Genomic DNA, 18,017 nt, shown 5'->3' on the forward strand with positions numbered 1-18,017 from the left:
CAGCCAGGAACAGATCTGTTTGCAACGGGGGTGACGTTCGAAACGGAATTCCTCAAAGGCCTGTTCGACAAGGTTGATGTTAAATCTGAAATCTATCCGTTCTACGAATACAAGAACGCACCCAATAGCTACAATGAAGAGGCTTATACCGCCCCTCATCGTGAAGCGATGACCGCCCTGGCCGAATCAATCTGGAACGTTTCGCTGAGTGATATCGCGGAGGATCGCGGGCTTTCAGTCGACGCTGTCAGGTCCGCGCTCGAAAGTGGTCCAAAAACAGCACAGCAAGCTATCGACCTCAAGATCATGGACAAGCTCGGCTGGCCGGAAGAGGCAGAGGAGGCCGCCAAAGAACGCGCGGGCAAAGATTCCGACATCATCGAGCTTGCATCCTACATCCCCCCCTCGATCAATCTGAAGGCACCCCTTATCGCGGTCGTTGGGGGTGAAGGTGCGATCGTGACGGGCGGATCTGAAAGTGGGTCGCCATTTTCAAGCGCACCAGGATTCGCTTCCGATTCTATCGCCCGCGCCATTCTTGATGCCGGGGACAATGAAAAGGTGAAAGCGATCGTCTTCCGCGTTGACAGCGGCGGCGGCTCTCCCACGGCATCCGATCAAATCTGGCGAGCTGTCAAACGCGTTCAGGAAAATGGCAAGCCGGTGGTCGTGTCGATGGGCTCAGTTGCCGCGTCGGGCGGCTACTACGTGGCGGCCGGCGCCGACTATATCATGGCCGACCGGTCCACCATTACAGGTTCAATCGGCATCTATGGTGGCAAATTTGCCCTGGAAGGCGCCTTCAACAAGGTCGGCATCACCTTCGACACGGTTAGCGTGGGCGGTGACTTTGCTGACGCGTACGGCGCTGGAAAATTCACTCAGGGACAGGAGGCTGAAGTAAAGGCGTGGCTGAAACGTGGTTACGACCGCTTCCTCGGCATCGTAGGTGAAGGGCGCGGCATGACTTACGACGAAGTCCATGCGGTTGCCCGGGGTCGCGTCTGGAGCGGCGAAGACGCGATGGACAAGGGGCTCGTCGACGAGATTGGCGGGTTCATGGACGCAATCGAGAAGGCGAAGGAATTGGGCGGCATCGACGCCGACGTCACACCTCGTCTGACATACTACCCGCGCAGAAAGACCGGCTTTGAAGCCCTGGAAAGCATGTTCGGTGTTTCGGAAGAAACCGCCCGCGTGGCTTATATGCTCGGCACCGTGGCGAACAATGACCGCATGCAAGTACTGATCGAAGACCTGACCGCTGCAGATGCCGTCAATTCGGGCCAGATGCTAGCCGTCGGACCGCGCTTGCGCGAACACTGAACCGCAACAGGATATTCAGTGAAGGCCTGCCCGTACCTGGCAGACCTTCATTGCTTTACGTGCACGGATTATATTTCGACCGCTGACGCGCAGTTTGGATTCAACCCGCGCATTGACTGGTGCTCGAATTACATCAAATCGGAATAGGTTCTAAATCCGAGATTGCGCGCCACATCGTCAAAATCCAATGGAACAGCGGCGCTTAAAGTCAAAACGCCGCCAGAGGGGCGTCTGAATTCCAACGAATGCGCATGCAGCATCAGACGCGGCGCATCCTGCTTGCCAGTTCCATAAATGGGATCTCCCAGAATTGGGCATCCGAGATGCGCCAGGTGAATACGGATTTGATGCATGCGTCCCGTTTCGGGGGCAAGCCGCAGGACAGCGTGAGGCCCGCTAACTTCCAGTTTCTCCCAGTCCGTTCTCGCTCGAAGCGCACCTTTGCGATCAGGACGCGCCACAATCATGCGCGCTCGTCCCGCCTCCTGGACCTTCACGAGCGACGCATCAATCGAACCCGTGTGTTCGTGAGGAATGGCCCCGCCGACCACCGCGACATAGGTCTTCTTCGTCCGTCGTTCAGCAAACTCCTCTGACAGGAATGCCGCCGCTGGCTGCGTTTTCGCCACAATAATGAGGCCCGATGTGCCTGCGTCGAGCCGATGCACCAGACGTGGGCGCTTGCCATTGGAGCGCGCAAACGCCGCCAACAGCGAATCCAGCGAACGATCAATTCCCCGACCATCCTGCACGGGCAAGCCCGAGGGCTTGTTGAACGCGATGATATCATCATCCTGATGCACGATCAGTGACTTGATGAATACGTCATCCTCTGGCGAGATGACCGGCACTGGCTTGTTGCGGGTCATGCCTGGTCCTTTTTACGAGAGCGGATCTCGGCGATCTCTTTGAGTCGTTCAGCAATAGGTCGCTCACGACCCTGCCCTTTCGGTCGATAATATGACTCGGCTTCCATCCCGTCCGGAAAATAATTTTGTCCGGATACGCCGCCTTCGGCATCGTGGTCATATTCGTATCCGGAGCCATATCCCTGTTCTTTCATCATCGCCGTAGGCGCGTTCAGAATGTGATTCGGCGGCTTCCGGCTGCCGGTTTCGGCAGCTGCGCGTCGTGCGGCCTTGTAGGCGACATAGGCCGCATTTGACTTGGGGGCAGTCGCCAGATGAATCACAGCGTGGGCAAGGGCGAGTTCGCCTTCGGGACTTCCCAACCTCTCGTACGTTCGCGCAGCCTCGCCACAGATCAACAGCGACGTCGGATCGGCAAGTCCAATATCCTCACTCGCCATGCGGACCAGCCTCCGCGCAAGGAACAAGGGATCTTCCCCTCCTTCGAGCATTCGTGCGAACCAATATAGCGCAGCATCGGGATCAGAACCCCTGATCGATTTGTGCAAGGCGGAAATGAGATTGTAGTGTTCCTCGCGGTCCTTGTCATAGGCGGGCGCTCGTTTCTGAACAGCTGCGCTCAACTCCCCGAGTGACAACAGGCGCGGCGCTTCCGCCATCATGAAGGCCTGCTCTGCGAGATTCAGCAAGTACCGCCCATCGCCATCCGCCATGTCGACCAAGGCCTTGCGCGCTCGCTCCTCCACCGGCAGCTGGCGCCCTTCAAGCGCCTCAGCGCGCTTGAGCAGCGTCTCCATATCGCCGGGCTCAAGCCGCTTCAGCGTGAGCACCGCACAGCGCGACAACAGCGCTCCGTTGATTTCGAAGCTAGGATTTTCAGTCGTCGCGCCAACGAGCGTAACGGCGCCACTCTCGACAAAGGGAAGAAACCCGTCCTGTTGAGCCCGGTTGAACCGGTGAATCTCATCGACGAATAATAGGGTCCCCTTCCCCACATCGCGCCGCGCTGCGGCCTTGTCGAACACCGCCCGGAGGTCCTTCACACCTGAGAAAATCGCACTGATCGCCTCAAATTCAAGATCCGTTTCCGCTGCCAAGAGCCGGGCAATCGTTGTCTTGCCAACGCCCGGTGGTCCCCAAAGGATGATTGACGAAAGTCGGCCAGCTTCGAGCATCCGGCTCAGTGGCGCGCCAGAACCGATCAGGTGGTCCTGTCCGACAACATCTGCCAGCCGGGCCGGACGCAATCGGTCAGCCAGCGGGCGCGGTGCAGATTCTGAGAGGTCGGAGGCAGCAAACAAGTCGGACATACAGCACTCCTATGCGGGAACGGGCATCGTGATAAGATAATCTGGGAGGAAAAAAACATGTCACTTGAGATCAGCCCGTCAGGGCAACCCTTTGGGGCGTCGGTTACCGGCCTGAATCTGTCTATGCCCGTTTCGTCAAACGTTGTGGCTGAAATTCGAGACGCCTGGTTGCAACACCACGTTCTGGCATTTCCGGATCAGGCCATCAGTGACGATGACCTCGAGAGATTTACGCTGCTGTTCGGACCATTTGGCGATGACACGTTCATCGCCCCCATTCCGGGCCGCAAACATATCATCGCCGTGAAGCGCGCCGCCGACGAAACCGCGCCGATCTTCGCCGAAAGCTGGCACACGGACTGGAGCTTCCAGGAAGCACCGCCAGCAGGTACGTGCCTTTACGGAATCACGATCCCACCAGAAGGTGGCGACACGCTTTTCGTGAACCAGCACCTTGCACTCGAACAGATGCCGGACACTTTGCGGCAACGCATCGAAGGCAGGCAAGCAATCCACTCAGCCCGTAACGCCTACGCGCCGACAGGGTTTTACGGCGCTGACGATCGTGCTGCAGGACGATCGATGGACATTCGCCCCTCGGACGAGGCCGAAGCAACGCAACTACACCCCATCATCTCCAGGCATCCCGAAACCGGACGCGAGGCGTTGTTCGGATGCGCCGGTTATATCATCGGAATCGACGGCATGGAGCAGGCAGAATCGTGGGACCTGCTCACCGAAATATTTCGCTGGCAGACGCAGCCCCAATTCCAGTATCGCCACAAGTGGCAGCCAAGGATGTTGCTGATGTGGGACAATCGCAGCCTCCTGCACATGGCCACAGGCGGCTACAAGGGCTTCGATCGCCTGCTGCACCGCACAACAATCGGTTCGGCCTGACACCTTTCCGGGCCGCAAATTCGGGCGTAGCGTGCATGCAACAAGAATAAGAACAATGTGGGAGGATAATCTTGGCTGACACGATCCAAACCGTGGGGCCTGACATCCCCAATCCGTGGGACCTGCCACTGGACACGCTCGACGTATCCCGAGCAGAACTGTTTCTGCACAACCAGCATGGTGAGTATTTTCGTCGTCTGCGTCAGGAAGACCCGGTTCATTTTTGCCAAGAAAGCCAGTTCGGACCGTTTTGGTCGATCACAAGATATGAAGACATCGTGGCGGTGGATTCCAATCACCATGTCTTCTCATCGAAACGCGACATTGTAATCGGCGATGCGCCGGCCGACTTCGACACGCCCATGTTCATCGCGAGCGATCCACCGGTTCATGACGTGCAGCGCAAAGCCGTCCAGCCGGCTGTCGCGCCAACTCAATTGAGCGATATTGAAGCGCTGATACGTCAGCGCGTGTGTAACATTCTAGACGCACTCCCGGTCGGCGAAAAAATCGATTGGGTTGAGCATGTTTCCAAGGAACTGACGACGCAGATGCTTGCGACACTGTTCGACTTCCCGTTCGAGGATCGCCACCTCCTGCCCTATTGGTCTGATGTGACGACGACGTCGGAAACTGTCGGCATTGAAGTAGACATGAAGCACCGTGAAGCCGAACTTCACAAATGCCTCGCCTACTTCAGTGGGCTCTGGAAGGAACGCGCTGCCCAGCCGCGCAAATTCGACTTCATCTCCCTGTTTGCCCATGACCCCGAGACGAAGGACATGATCAACAACCCCATGGAGCTTCTCGGCAATCTGATGCTGCTCATCGTGGGTGGAAATGACACGACCCGGAATTCCATTTCAGGCGGCGTTGTTGCGCTGGACGAATTTCCTGAGCAATACGCAAAATTGAAGGCCAACCCCGAATTAATACCCAACATGGTGTCAGAGATTATCCGTTGGCAAACGCCACTCGGACACATGCGCCGAACCGTAAAGCAGGACTTCGAATTTCGCGGCAAGCAGATGCACAAAGGCGACAAGGTCGTGATGTGGTATGCGTCGGGCAATCGTGACGAGACGGTGATCAGGGATCCCGATCAGTTCCTCATCGATCGCGAGAACGCCCGTCGGCACCTGTCTTTCGGGTTCGGCATTCACCGCTGCATGGGGAACCGTGTCGCGGAAATGCAGCTTCGTATCCTGTGGGAAGAAATTCTCGCCCGATTCGAACACATTGAAGTCGTCGGAGAGCCAACGCGCGTGCTCTCGAACTTTGTGCTCGGATTCGAGAATGTCCCGGTTATCGTTCACGCGAAATAGGGCGGACTAAAGGGTAACTGTGCCCTTGATTATACGCCCATTGCGCTCGAGTTCGATGTTCCAACTGCGGGTTTCCGGTTTCAAGGCTGCCTTCAGGTCCATTATGGACTTCGTCGACACACCATTCACCGACCGGATGATATCGCCGGGCCGGAAGTAATTGCGCGCAACGGAACGGCGCAGCACGGAGTGGACATAGATGCCTGACCCTTTCTGAAAGGGATCAAGGCCGTTCTCTTCGGCAAGCCGTGGCGATAATTCCACCACGCGCGCGCCCGAAAACACAGTCGCGCCGTCAAGCAGGACAACGTCGGCCTCGGTAGCTCCGGGAGGCGGCGCCAGTTTCACAGTCTTGGTTTGAGACTTCCCGCCTCTGAGCAGGGTCAACTCACTCGTCTCGCCCGGGCTCTTGATCGCGGCTAAAAACTTGAGTCCCTTCTCGTCGAACACTTCGCGTCCATCGATATCGGTAATCAGGTCTCCCCGCCGCAGGCCCGCACGATCCGCTGGACCATCTTCGTACACTTCGGTTACCATCACACCGATTGGACGGGAAAGTCCCTGCGCCTTGGCGATGTCATAGCTGACGGCTTGCCCCGCCAGGCCAAGCCACGGGCGCACGAACGTGCCCTCGTTGATCGCCGCATTCACGACGCGCTTGACCATTTCGGCTGGAATGGCAAAGCCGATGCCGTTCGAGCCACCTGATCGTGAAAAGATCGCGGTATTCACGCCAACCAGTTCACCCTTGGTATTGACCAGCGCGCCGCCCGAATTGCCGGGGTTTACTGCCGCGTCAGTCTGAAGGAAGAACGCGTAGTCTGAGATTCCCACATCTGTCCGTGCAGTTGCCGACAGGATGCCACTGGTGACGGTCTGACCGATACCGAACGGATTACCGATGGCGAGGACAAGATCCCCCACTTCTGACGCACGTGTATCTGCGTAAGGCAGTGTCGGAAGCTGGGCACCTTCCGTGTCGATTTTCAGTACAGCCAGATCCGTACGCTCGTCAGCCAGAACGAGTTCCGCCGGAAACTCCCTGCGGTCGCTGAGCACGACCCGAAACGACTCGGCCCCATCAACGACGTGATTGTTGGTGACGATCACACCATCGGCTCCCACAATAACACCTGAGCCAAGCGAGTTCTGCACACGCTCCCGCGGTGCGATGCCGCCCGAAAAGAACTGCTCCATAGGAGAGGCGCGCGATGTGACACGTTTCTGCGTGTAAACGTTCACGACTGAAGGCGAGGTCTGCTTAACCAGCGGCGCGAACGAGAGCTCCATCTCGGAGCGACTCTGCGGCACTTCCTGAGCCTCTGCGAACAGCGGCAATACGGCCACGATCAGAAGCGCCAACACTGCCAGACCAACGACCGCCAGCAGCTTCGAGATGTGTTTTGTCATGGGTATCGTGTGCATCATGACTATGGCTCTATTGCGGCATCGCGCAGGTGGCAATTCGTCTGTTTATGACAATTCAGTCAGAATCTACCCGGGCGGCATTCTGCCCTGCGCGCTCAGCAAGCGCCCGCAAATTGGCCTCATGTCCCTCGCGGCTGATCTTGTAGAACGAAACGCAAAGGATCATGAGCATCCAGATGGTCAGCACAGACACGGCATAACCGATGCCGAGCAACTGGAGCTGCGAATCCGGCACCATGCCCGGTCGCATTCCCGGCGTGATCGATGCGACGGAGAGAACTATCGCGGCGAGCATGACTCCCGATCCCTGCGCGAGCTTCCGAATGAAACTGATGCCAGCGAAGAAAATACCCTCGGATCGGCGCCCCGTCGCCAGCTCACTGTCCTCTACGATATCCGCAATCATGGACCCCATCAGCATCTGTGTCGCGATAATCAGCGCGAGATCGAAAATCGTGATTGAGATAACAATATTGAACAAGAGGTCTGTTCCGTTCGGTGGCATCAGACCAAATACGCGCGCTAGTACCGGTGCTGGCGCGATAGTAAAGGCAAGCACTCCGATGATGATCGCGCCGCGTTTCTTGCCAAGCGTCTTGCCAATGATCGGTGCAACGATCAGGGCGATCACAGCCGAGACGTAGACGGCCACCGTCAGAAGCGCAGTCTGGTCTGTCGTAAAGCCCCAGAACAGTCCGTTGATGTACTGATTGAGCGACGCTGAAATACCTGACGCCAGCAAGCCGAACAGCGTTGCCAGGAACAACGCCCTGAACGAAGGATTGGAAACTGTTTCGAGTATTTCGCTGAATATTTTGCGGATCGTCAGCTTGCGCTGTGGTGGCGGCAATTTCAGGTGCGATATATGGCTATGCGTTCCAGCGGTCGTCGCAAGTACGGCAAGGAAGATTACCACGGACGCCCATAAACCATATGTGTGCCAGCCTTGTGTATTGAAGAACCCTGACGGGTCTGCTTCGGTCGGACGCAATAGAAGAGCGAGCAGCGCGATCTGGATGGAAAGTCCCCCCACCCATGCGAAAAAATAGCGATAGGACATCAGCGATGTACGAGCATCATAGTCGCTGGTCAGTTCTGCTGCCAAAGCGTTTTGCGGTACTTCATAGATGGTGAACAGAAGCCGCACGGTGATTGTGAGAGCGACGAGCCAAGGAAACAGTTCGCTTCCTGTTAGCCCCGCCGGTGGATTCCATGCAAAATAATAGGCGATCGCAACCGGCAGCATCGCTGCGTACATGAACGGGTGCCGACGCCCCAGCCGCGACCGGAAATTGTCGGACCAATAACCAACGACGGGGTCGGAAACGGCGTCAACGATCAGGGCAATGAAAAGCGCAGTCGCGACATGGGCCGCTGGCACGCCCAAGACCTGACTGTAGAAGAATAGAAGGAAATAGTCGAAGCCGTTATTCTTGACGCCGTCAGCGATGCCGCCGACGCCAAACGCAAGGCGCGTCAAAATGCTGGGCTTGCCCTCAGATCCAGTCGCCATGCGTTACCCTCTCTGGGTATTTTCCGTTACAAGCCAAGCACCATCTTCGCCATGATGTTGCGCTGGATCTCGTTTGAGCCGGCATAGATCGACGTCTTACGATAGTTGAAATAGCTTGGTGTCACTGGCACCGCATAATCGGGCATTGACAGGTCGGCATTCGCCCCCTGCCGCGCGATGGCGAGGCTGTCTTGCACGAACGGCGCCCCATAGGCGCCAACAGCTTCAACGAGCAGTTCCGTGATTTCCTGCTGCGTCTCCGAGCCCCGGCATTTCAACATCGAACTTTCTGGTCCAACCGCCTGGCCAGCAGACAGCGAGGAAAATATCCTCTGCTCCGTCGCATCCATGCTGTCGATCTTCATTTCAAGCGCGGCAACCTTGCGGGCGAAGTCAGGGTCCCGGATCAGTGCGTCTCCGTCAGTCTGTTCCACGCTCGCGATATTCTTTGCCTTCTTCAACATGTTGCGCAGCCCTGGCGCATAGGAATTGCCCCGCTCGAACTGGAGCAGGTACTTCGCATAGGTCCAGCCTTCATTCTCTTTGCCGACCAGCGAGCCCTCAACTGGAACACGGACATCCTCAAAGAACACCTGGTTGACTTCCTGCTGGCCCTCGACCGGCATGTCGAGCGTCGGCAGTGCGGAGACGGAAATGCCGGGCAATGTCATCGGGAAGATGATGAAGCTGATACCTTCCTGAGCTTTGACGCCTTTCTTTGTCCGCACGAGACAGAATATCCAGTCGGCCCACTGCGCGTGCGTCGTCCAAATCTTCGAACCATTCAGAATGTAGTCGTCACCATCGCGCACGGCGCTCATCTGGAGCGATGCGAGGTCGGACCCGGCGCCTGGCTCGGAATAGCCCTGGCACCACCAGACGTCCGACGCGAGAATAGGCGGTAGGTGTTTCTTTTTCTGCGCCTCGGAGCCAAACGCCATGATAACCGGCGCGACCATCGAGAAGCCCATCGGACTGACGGTTGGTGTACCGGCCGCTGACAGCTCGATGTTCAGGATATAGCGCTCGGACGGGCTAAGCCCTGGGCCGCCATGCTCTTCCGGCCAATTTGCTGCGGCCCAACCTTTTTCGTTCAGCTTTCGCTGCCAAGCGACCTGGCCTTCCTTGTCGAGATAACCATTTTTCGACATGGCCATCTTGGCGCGAAGGTCGGGCGAATAGGCACTGGCAATCCACCCACGCACCTCCTGCTGGAACGCGGCGTCTTCGTCCGTGAATGACAGATCCATATTTCCGCGCCCGCCTATTCGACCATATCGAAATATTGTACCTGCGGGGCGCCGGCGAGGCAGGCACCGAGTTTCGGCCCAGCCGCCTTGAAGTATTCGGTCTGACCGTGTGCCTTCAAATCATCAGACGTCGCATACTGCTCCATGAAGATGTAATCGGTATCCGAGCCCTTTTCCTTGTAGAGCTGGTAGGTCAGGCAACCTGGTTCATTGGCCTTCACCTTGGCCATAAGATCTTTTCCGGCCTGTTCGAAATCAGCCTGCTTGCCATCCTGAATTTTGAGCTTCGCTACGACACCGATCATTGATTCTCTCCCATTTATTCGAGTTGTTTTCACCACAATATGGGCTTCCCGGCTCTGGGCAAGCTTGACCTAAGGGAGAGTGGGCAAAAAAGGAGGACACTGCTGATCGAGGCCCTCCAGTCGACAAGAAGCCCCGGACTGCGGTGGCTCCCTGTCCCATTGATGCTTCAAATTTCGCCTGTCTGGTGCAAAATGGAACGAGACTTGCTGTTACAGGCTGTTAGAACTCGAACACGCAGGAAATACAGTGGACACCAACGCCCAAATTCTTGAAAAGACGGTCGAAACCCTCGACCCCACGTGGGTGTTGGCGATTATCCCTGCATTGAACGAAGCCCGGCATATCGAGGCTTGTATTCGATCACTCATGTCTGGTGATGATTGGTTGCGGCGCGTTACGCTTGTCGTTGTAGACGGCGGCAGCACCGATACGACGGTTGAGATCGTTACATCGCTGATGCCGGAGTTTCCGAATCTTCGTCTCGTTCACAACAGCAAAAAGCTCCAGTCTGCCGCGATCAACCTCGCCGTGGCACAATGCGCTGATGATAGCGCAAGGTTCCTGATACGGTGCGACGCCCATTCCATTTTTCCGGCAGGGTTTATCCAGTCGGTTGCTTCTGCGCTCCAGCGGACGCAAGCCGCCTCGGTTGTCATCCCCATGGACGCGCGGGGCGAGAGCTGCTTCGAGAAAGCCAATGCTTGGATCGTCGATACACCACTGGGATCAGGCGGGTCGGCACACCGTGGCGGAACACGTTCAGGCTATGTCGATCATGGCCACCATGCAGGATTCGACCTGTCAGTTTTCCGTTCTGTCGGCGGATACGATGAAACATTCTCCCACAATGAGGACGCAGAATATGACGAGCGCGTCGTTCAGGCAGGGGGCCGCATCTTCCTGGATGCCACGATCCGCAAAATCTACATCCCACGTGGCTCAGTCGCAGCACTTGCACGCCAATATTACAATTACGGGAAGGGCCGGGCGCGAACCGTATTCAAGCACCGCCAGACACCGAAGGTCCGTCAGATGCTTCCCATACTCGCCTTGCTGGGCAGCCTTATCGGCCTGCTCGCCGCCCCCTTCTATCTGCCCGCGATTCTCCTGCCCGCCGGCTATCTCACGATCCTTACCGCAGCCTCTGTTTATGTCGCCATGGTGAAGAAGTCTGCCTGCGGTCTCCTGGCGGGAGTGGCTTTGGGCACAATGCACATGAGTTGGGCTGCAGGATTCGTCATACAATCCCTTGCGGGGCCTAGATAATTTCGCGAAGCGAGAAATTGGATTTTACGACAAAACACTATAAAGAGGGACTCTTCAGAAAGACGTCATGTCCAGATTGCCACAACTCTTGCAAAGGTCTTTCCTGGTTCAGTTCGGGCGCCTGACCCGTTCAGCAACGTCTTTGCGCGCGCGCATTCGCGACCATGTTGGACAATCCAATGATGACGCGCCCGTGGTTGCCAAGCCCGAACGAAGCGAAGTGACCCGAGTCACTGCCGCCCCAGATGGCGAATGCATCTACGCGATCGGCGACATTCACGGACGACATGATTTGCTCGAACGTCTGATCGTCGAAATCGAAGCTGATGCGGCCAGTCTGCCAACAGACACGCGCATCACTATCGTGTTTCTCGGGGACTATATTGACCGCGGCCTGCAATCGCGAGACGTGATCGAGCTGTTTCTGAGCGACCGTTTGAACAAGTTCGAGACAGTGTTCTTGATGGGGAACCACGAAGAGGCACTTTTGAAATTCCTTGAGGACGAGTCGTTTGGCAGCCAATGGGTGCGTTATGGTGGCGGCGAAACGCTCTATTCCTATGGCTTCCAACCACCTAACACGCGGGGCAGTCTGGGGTCGCACGAAGCTATGGCGGCAGCGCGGTCTGCGTGGACGAAGCTTTGGGGCGCTTTCCGTGAGCGCTTGCCGCAAGAGCATCTGGACTTCTACCGTTCGCTGAAACCTTATCATTCAGCTGGCGACTACCTGTTCGTCCACGCGGGCCTAAGACCCGACACACCAATCGCCGAGCAAAGCACGCGTGATATGCTCTGGATCCGAGACGAGTTCCTTGACGACACCAAGCAATTTTCGCATCTGATAGTCCACGGACACACTCCAGCCGAAGAAGTTTTCCGGGACAATCGCCGCATTGGCCTCGACACAGGCGCCTTCCTTAGCGGCAAGCTGTCGGCGGCTCGATTCTTCGGCGAGGAAATTGCCTTCCTGACCACGTGAGTGCGTCAGACTGAAACAGTTTGGCCGCGTTTCGTCGCCATCACTTGGAGATTTACCTATGTCGCTATTTCGCTCAATCATCCTCATGGCAGCCCTCGCCATGTTCATGTTCGCAACGGCCTGCCAGTCGACCGGGCCGGTAAGCCGTCAAGTGGCGGATCCGTCAACTCCGGCCCAGACCCAGTCGAATATTGCCTATACTTTGGGCACAGGCGACAAACTGCGCATCAACGTGTTTGGCCAGCCTGAGCTCTCTGGCGAGTTCGTGGTCGATGGGACAGGCGCAATCTCTCTCCCCTTGATCGGGCAAGTGACAGCCGTTGGATTGAGCACCCAGGAGCTCGAAACGACGATTGCAACCAACCTTTCCAACGGATTTCTTCTTGAGCCCCGAGTGAGTGCAGAAGTGATCAATTACCGACCGTTCTACATCCTCGGCGAAGTTGGTCGACCTGGCGAATACCCATTCAACTCCGGCCTTACCGTGCTGAATGCTGTAGCCGCGGCAGGAGGGTTTACGTATCGCGCCAACAAGAAAGTCGTCTTTATCAAGAGCGCGGATGGAAATCAGGAAGTGCCGTTCGAACTCGATACCAACACCGTGGTCAAGCCTGGGGACACGCTTCGGATCGGCGAACGCATCTTTTAGGCACCTCGCGAATCAGTTCATCTCGCCACCGTTTTATTGCGCCCGCGACGTTCGATACTGAACGTCGCGGGCGTGTTCATTTTGAACCAACATTTTCGACGGTCTGTCTCGTATCGATACACGAAAATCGGCAGAAAGCCGAATATGAATGAATATTTATCCAATACTTCGCCCAACAGGGGAAAATGTGTTCCAAGAGTTAATTATTTGCGAAAATCACGGTATAAGGATTGCACAGGTTGGGTCGAACGCAATAAGCGTTGATCCCAGATGCGGCAGGAATATTGCAATTGGGTCGAGTGGACGCGGCTTCGTTATCAATACCGCAAGTAGAATATAGGGGACCAGAATGGGCTTGAGATTGAGTAACTCGTCACGGCAGGCAGAAGCCACCGCCTACGCAGCAGCTCGGATGAGTCAGGCACTTGGTCATGACCACACCCAGTTCAAACGCCTGTTCGACATTATTGTTGCCGGAACAGCCCTGCTGTTCGTCGCCCCACTGATCCTCATCATCGCAATCATCATTCGCCTGCAAGACGGTGAACGCGCCTTCTATTCCCAGAGGCGCTATGGACTCGATGGAGAAACTTTCAACTGCTTCAAACTTCGCTCGATGGTGCCAAACGCCAACGAGCAACTTGAACATCTCTTGGCAAACGATCCAGTCGCCCGGAAGGAATGGGACGAAACCCAAAAGCTGACCAACGATCCTCGCATCACATCGATCGGAAATTTCATTCGCAAGACGTCGATCGACGAATTGCCCCAATTATACAACGTATTGCGCGGCGACATGTCGCTCGTGGGTCCACGCCCCATCGTTGAGAATGAGATCTCTAAATATGGCGACAGCTTCCATCACTACTGCGCTGTGCGTCCTGGCATCACCGGCCTCTGGCAGGTCAGCGGTCGCAGCGACACATCCTATCCTCAACGTGTTGCCGCCGATGTCGAATACGTACGCAGCCGTTCGTTCTGGGGTGACGTCAAGATTGTCTTGTTGACCGTGCCTGCTGTTCTCAATTCCAAAGGCGCGCGTTGATACATCCGGTCTGCGACGAAATCGCCAGCCGCATATTTGAGGCTTGCTAGATTGTGACTCGCGCCAGGTACGTAATTTCGATTTTGGTCGTTCTGGCGCTCCTGATCGCCGTTGGTGTTGCAGCTTACATCTGGACTCATCCGACATATAAAATCGTTCCTGATCGCGGGGACGGGAAATCCTTCAATCTGTCGTTTAGCGATGGTTTTGACGAGACGGATTGGTACATTTCCGACTTTACCTTCCGGTCCCTCTTCTATCGGGCTGGCTGGGTAGCGGAGAATGTTCATTTCGAGCCACCGAGCATTTCTCTGGAAATCAACCGCAAACCCGTGGACCATCAGCCTTATTCCGGCGCTGAGGTCCAGAAGCGCGGGTATTATGGCTTTGGTCGTTATGAAGTCGTAATGCAGGCTGCGCCGGGCTCCGGTGTTGTGTCGTCGTTTTTTACTCACACGGATGCGACCTTCGGCGACCCGCACGATGAAATCGACATTGAATTCCTCGGCAACAATACGCGCCAAATTCATGCAAATGTCTTTGCGGATGGCAAAACCAACGGATCGATTTATATCGATCTCCCCTTCGATGCGGCTGAAGGCGTCCATCTCTATGCCTTCGACTGGCAGCCCGACTCAGTCACTTGGTTTGTCGATGGGGTGCTGAAAAAAGTGGTGACGTCCGCCGAAAGACCGATCCCGCAGAATCCTGGCCGGATCATGATGAACATTTGGACCGGCACGCAGGACCAATATGCTTGGCACGGCACCCCGAAATTCGAAGACGGAACCCGCGCGACATATTACTGCGTCAGCTTCCGCGCGCTGCATGACGACACGTCACAATGCTCTGACGACTACATACACTGAGCCTGCAGGAAAACAGGACCACCTCACCGCGTTGTCCGAAGAATTCAGCCGAAAAGCGCCATCATGCCGGAGATGATTCCAGCCCACAAAAGTGCGCTGAGCCCTACGATCACCAACAGCCGCGCCCAAACAGGCCACTTTCCGTCTGGTGAACCAGCATAATATGCCGAATCGCTACGAGCCTGCGCGTCGAGCGAATAGTCGACGGCTGTCCTGTGGGACGGAATGGCTGGGTTTGGCGTCATCATCATATATTTTGAACAACCAACTTTAACGACTACTTAAAATACGTTCATATGTTCAGCGCTCGTTCACCCGAAATGTGATGGAGAAATTGGGCGGTATTGCGTCCTAAACGCAGTCGGACCGTGGTCGGTTCCCGGCTCACCGACCATTGATCTTGAAACAGGCTGCCAAAATTCGATTGGTTTGGTCTGGTCAACGCGCAGTGCCGGCGCTCAGCTCGTCTCACGGACAACAACTGGCACTCTTCCCTCGAACTTTCGTGCGCCAGCACCGAGAGTCGTTATGGCGCCGAAATAGAACAGGTTCACGAGTGTGTTGAACGTCCCCCAAAGATAGGATTCAGTGAAGGTCGACGTGAAAATGATCAGGGTCGTGATGAGGAGCGCCGAACTATCCATCGTAGGCGCTTTGAACCAGGTCAGAACAGTCCGATATGAACACCAGCCAAGGATTAGCAGGAACAGGACGTAGCCAACGTAGCCAAGATGCACCCGGACTTCCCAATATGAATTATGGAAGGTCAGCTTGGTTCCGAACGGCTTGAAATCATTCTCATTGATTGTTTGCGCTGCGCCGACGTCATACTGCCAGAACCCCTCCAGGCCCACGCCGGCTATCGGGTGCTCGTGACTCAGGAGTTCGGCCTGCCGCCAGATCGCTGAGCGTCCCGAGAAGGTTCCATCCTTGCCCAGCAAGCTCAGGAAATCGTTCATCATCGTATTTTCAGGTATGCTGAGAATCACAATGACTCCCGTCAGCGCGATGCCGACGACCGCCATCAGAAGCGATGTCCGCAAGTGCTTGATTTGACCGAGGCTCATCCAAAAATACCGCACCCCGAGCAATCCGACTATGCCGACCACAGCAAAAACCAGGGACGTGGCTGAATGGGCCATGTACTGGAACACAAAGCAGATCGGCACAAAGGGTACTGCCAACAGGCGAACCCACAGGAACTCTTTTTGGTTGAGCGCCGTTGCCAGGCTGAGAAGCATCGCAAACAGCATTTGGATTGCGAACAGGTTCTTTGCGCCGACGCCATATGGCCCGCCGGTACTGAACGTGCTGATCGTCGGAATGGCAAATATCGTCGTGATCATGCCCGCAAACATGAGACAGCGTAGAGCCTGTCTTGTGTTCAACCGGGCACCGATGACAACGATCGTCAGCGGCGTCAGAAGCATCAATACACCAGCCCGGATGGCATCGGACGGGTAACCTGACCACATGAATGAAAGCAATCCGAATATGGGCAACAGAAACAACGGCCAGCACTTCAGGATTACGGGCACGACGTCACGATAGTACATCGCTGTAATTCCGAGAAAATACAGGACGAGCAAATAGCGGATCGGCGTGACACCATCGAGCGGCAAGTAAGTCACGAAGAACCAGACCGTCACAAGCGCCTGCTCCCACACAGGCGCCCTGCGGCCGGTGCGGTAGAGGTTCGCGAACCCCACAGTTTCTTTCTCGTTGACCTGAATGGGTTTGACCATGTTCATTTCGAGCGGCTCCCGGTGAGTGCGCGCTCCAATACCTCCAAGAAAAACCCGTTGGGCTCGATAAACACCTCATTCGTCATGGCAAGCAACTGGTTGCGGCAGGTTTCCAGCGCAGCATCATTCAGCATCACATCGCCGATCATCGCGGGAAGCGATTCGTCAAGTGGTTCCGCAATCGTGAACCCGCAAGCATGCCGCTTAACCCAGTCCCCCGTCTCAGTGCCGGCTGGGGCCACAGCAGGGGTCGCATAGTATCCGCCTTCATAGAGCCGATTTGGTAACAGCCAGTCGGAATTATACCCGGCCTCCATGAAATCCCCTGCCCAGACCAGATCCAGCCCCGCATAGATGGTCGCAAGATCCTCTGGTGAACGGTAGCGCCCGGCAAACGACATATTCGCGCGCGCATCGATCTCGGGCTCGAAAACGGGTATCTCTGTTCGCGCAGGCTGGCCGTGCAACTTGATTTCAAGCGTATCCGGATAACGGTCCGCTAGCGCGCATAAGAGCTCAAATGACCTCAGGCAACGCAAGTTCCCGATCCAACCGAGCCTCAACCGTCCGTTCGCTCCAGATCTCACCTGCCCCGGCGCATGTGGTTCAGGCCGCGGTCCGAAATTGCTTCCGGCGGCCAGGCGATTCTCAACCAGAAACGCCACATAGAAACCCCGATAGTGCTTCTCGAAATGATTGCGCAGGAAACCAGGCGAACTCACAACCAGACCAATAGTTCGCCGCAGCAGACTTTTCTCAAGCCACCGCATGACCTTTCCCACCACATCCGTCCGGGTAAGCATCCTGTGCACATCGAGACTCTCATAGACAACCGGTGTATCGAGCCCGGCAATGCGCTTGGCCAGAAAGGCGCAAGCCAGCATGTCCAGATTGCGCGCATAGATTACATCGGCATCGGTCAAGGCGTCCCTGGCACGGGCGGCAATTCGTGCACCGGAAAAAATGCGAGCCACACGCTGGGCAAAGGCCCCGTCACGGGTCTGCCCGAGGTCGATATTGTCCCACTCGGATGCAACACCATCCTGACGGCGCATCATGAAGCCGCGAACGGATAGGCCATCATCCTGCATGGCGCGAACACGGCGGCGCACTGCTGCGTCTCCTGCGTCATGACCAAAAAAAGCAACCCTGATCATTGCAGAACCCTGTGCCTCAGCATTTGCCGTCCCGAATGCGACAGACGTTGCGCCATCCGGATGTCCGGCGTCCAGCATGA

16 protein-coding genes are annotated in these 18,017 nt (G+C 56.3%); 8 read left to right on the top strand and 8 right to left on the bottom strand.

Annotated elements, in window-relative coordinates; all coding sequences use genetic code 11:
- Positions 1–1,326, top strand: a 1,326-nt coding sequence (gene sppA, locus AADA04_RS07440) for a signal peptide peptidase SppA (RefSeq protein ID WP_340692623.1), incomplete at its 5' end; no start/stop codon positions are given.
- Between the two features lie 128 nt (positions 1,327–1,454).
- Here the strand turns inward: sppA and AADA04_RS07445 are convergent.
- Positions 1,455–2,195 (bottom strand): RNA pseudouridine synthase, encoded by a 741-nt coding sequence (locus AADA04_RS07445; RefSeq protein WP_340692624.1) that lies wholly within the window; start codon positions 2,193–2,195, stop codon positions 1,455–1,457.
- On the bottom strand, positions 2,192–3,505 hold the full coding sequence (locus tag AADA04_RS07450; protein ID WP_340692625.1) for a replication-associated recombination protein A: 1,314 nt from the start codon (positions 3,503–3,505) through the stop codon (positions 2,192–2,194). Before AADA04_RS07450 ends, AADA04_RS07445 begins: the two co-directional genes overlap by 4 nt.
- A 57-nt stretch (positions 3,506–3,562) precedes the next feature.
- On the opposite strand from AADA04_RS07450, the gene AADA04_RS07455 reads away from it, so the two are divergent.
- Together AADA04_RS07455 and AADA04_RS07460 are read left to right on the top strand one after the other, a co-directional pair.
- Positions 3,563–4,405: a TauD/TfdA family dioxygenase gene (locus AADA04_RS07455; protein ID WP_340692626.1), complete on the top strand. Its 843-nt coding sequence runs from the start codon at positions 3,563–3,565 to the stop codon at positions 4,403–4,405.
- Between the two features lie 71 nt (positions 4,406–4,476).
- On the top strand, positions 4,477–5,730 hold the full coding sequence (locus AADA04_RS07460; protein ID WP_340692627.1) for a cytochrome P450: 1,254 nt from the start codon (positions 4,477–4,479) through the stop codon (positions 5,728–5,730).
- A gap of 6 nt (positions 5,731–5,736) precedes the next feature.
- Here the strand turns inward: AADA04_RS07460 and AADA04_RS07465 are convergent, their stop codons facing one another.
- From AADA04_RS07465 to AADA04_RS07480, 4 genes are all read right to left on the bottom strand, one after another.
- Entirely contained in the window at positions 5,737–7,140 is a 1,404-nt protein-coding gene (locus AADA04_RS07465; protein WP_340692628.1) for a Do family serine endopeptidase, read from the bottom strand.
- A 73-nt stretch (positions 7,141–7,213) separates the two neighbouring features.
- Entirely contained in the window at positions 7,214–8,671 is a 1,458-nt protein-coding gene (locus tag AADA04_RS07470) for an MFS transporter (RefSeq protein ID WP_340692629.1), read from the bottom strand.
- A gap of 26 nt (positions 8,672–8,697) precedes the next feature.
- Positions 8,698–9,921, bottom strand: a complete 1,224-nt coding sequence (locus AADA04_RS07475; RefSeq protein WP_340692630.1) for an acyl-CoA dehydrogenase family protein — start codon at positions 9,919–9,921, stop codon at positions 8,698–8,700.
- Between the two features lie 14 nt (positions 9,922–9,935).
- Positions 9,936–10,226 (bottom strand): putative quinol monooxygenase, encoded by a 291-nt coding sequence (locus tag AADA04_RS07480; RefSeq protein WP_340692631.1) that lies wholly within the window; start codon positions 10,224–10,226, stop codon positions 9,936–9,938.
- Positions 10,227–10,473: 247 nt separating this feature from the next.
- On the opposite strand from AADA04_RS07480, the gene AADA04_RS07485 reads away from it, so the two are divergent.
- The 5 genes from AADA04_RS07485 to AADA04_RS07505 all read left to right on the top strand — a co-directional run bounded on the left by AADA04_RS07485 (position 10,474) and on the right by AADA04_RS07505 (position 15,035).
- Complete coding sequence (locus AADA04_RS07485) at positions 10,474–11,493, top strand: glycosyltransferase family 2 protein (protein WP_340692632.1); 1,020 nt, start codon at positions 10,474–10,476, stop codon at positions 11,491–11,493.
- A gap of 67 nt (positions 11,494–11,560) precedes the next feature.
- Positions 11,561–12,472: a metallophosphoesterase family protein gene (locus tag AADA04_RS07490; protein WP_340692633.1), complete on the top strand. Its 912-nt coding sequence runs from the start codon at positions 11,561–11,563 to the stop codon at positions 12,470–12,472.
- 58 nt (positions 12,473–12,530) lie between these two features.
- Positions 12,531–13,121, top strand: coding sequence for a polysaccharide biosynthesis/export family protein (locus tag AADA04_RS07495; protein ID WP_340692634.1), 591 nt, complete (start codon positions 12,531–12,533; stop codon positions 13,119–13,121).
- A gap of 349 nt (positions 13,122–13,470) precedes the next feature.
- Entirely contained in the window at positions 13,471–14,166 is a 696-nt protein-coding gene (locus AADA04_RS07500; protein ID WP_340692635.1) for a sugar transferase, read from the top strand.
- 83 nt (positions 14,167–14,249) lie between these two features.
- Positions 14,250–15,035 (top strand): family 16 glycosylhydrolase, encoded by a 786-nt coding sequence (locus AADA04_RS07505; protein ID WP_340692636.1) that lies wholly within the window; start codon positions 14,250–14,252, stop codon positions 15,033–15,035.
- 458 nt (positions 15,036–15,493) lie between these two features.
- Here the strand turns inward: AADA04_RS07505 and AADA04_RS07510 are convergent, their stop codons facing one another.
- Together AADA04_RS07510 and AADA04_RS07515 are read right to left on the bottom strand one after the other, a co-directional pair.
- Positions 15,494–16,786, bottom strand: coding sequence for an O-antigen ligase family protein (locus AADA04_RS07510; protein WP_340692637.1), 1,293 nt, complete (start codon positions 16,784–16,786; stop codon positions 15,494–15,496).
- A complete protein-coding gene (locus tag AADA04_RS07515) occupies positions 16,783–18,015 on the bottom strand; it encodes a hypothetical protein (protein WP_340692638.1) in 1,233 nt (410 codons plus the stop codon). Before AADA04_RS07515 ends, AADA04_RS07510 begins: the two co-directional genes overlap by 4 nt.
- Positions 18,016–18,017: the final 2 nt, after the last annotated feature.

Source organism: Hyphomonas sp. (assembly GCF_037969335.1).
In the GTDB taxonomy this organism is placed as follows: Bacteria; Pseudomonadota; Alphaproteobacteria; order Caulobacterales; family Hyphomonadaceae; genus Hyphomonas.